General features: G+C 37.5%; 1 protein-coding gene. It reads left to right on the top strand.

What is annotated here, in order from left to right; genetic code table 11:
* Nucleotides 1-181 precede the first annotated feature (181 nt).
* Nucleotides 182-499 (top strand): hypothetical protein, encoded by a 318-nt coding sequence (locus AC27HL_RS19530; protein WP_487081928.1) that lies wholly within the window; start codon nucleotides 182-184, stop codon nucleotides 497-499.
* Nucleotides 500-833: the final 334 nt, after the last annotated feature.

The following is an 833-nucleotide window of genomic DNA, read 5'->3' on the forward strand; positions in this document are numbered from 1 at the left end:
GTTTGTTTTAAATTGCGCTGCATATAACAAGCAATTCAAGCGGGACTTTTTACAGTTTGCCTGGTTTCGCTGCGCTACACATTTTGGCAAACTATAAAAAGCCCCTTAATATGGGCGTTAGTTTTCTATGAGTATGATTCGAGTATTCTTTTTTAATTTGATTTTTGTATCAGCGGTGACAATGGCAAATGATAAACCAGCCGACTTAACTGACGAGCAATGGAACAAGTATCTTGAGCATAAAGCCTCGTGGGAAAATATGCTCAAAGAACGTTACGAGAATGAATTAAAAATTAGTCCACCTGAACCACCATGGATTAAATTTCCTGATTACCACCCAACAGATATGTTTTGGCGAATGGGTAAAGGTGAAGATTACTTAGTCGACTATTTCGGTTTGTATTTTAAGTATGCTCCAAAGGCGGAATTAAAGGCTTATAAGCAAAAATATCCTGAGCACAAAGATTGGTTTGGGACGTATGAGAACTTCGAAAACTAACAAGTTACTTAAAAGGACGCAAAACGCTTGGCTTGCGCTCCTTCGTCGCCAATTTTAGCCAAGCATTTATGCGCCCATTAGTAAGGCGTTATATGCTTCAAAGAATTACGTCTTAGAGCAAAAGATTTTTACGTAGTGTTTTTCGCTAAAAGTGTTTAGTGTATGCACTAATAAACTTTGTTGTTATTCCTTTTTCAAAGGCAACAAAGTTATTAATTTAGTTCGGCCAGTTGTGCTTAACGCTCAAAAATTCACCGTTGGTCGTTTTATAACGGGTGCCTTTAAATTCGTGTAGTGTTTGTTTTTACTGGCGCTGCATATAACAAGCAATTCA

Source organism: Colwellia aquaemaris, assembly GCF_057548755.1.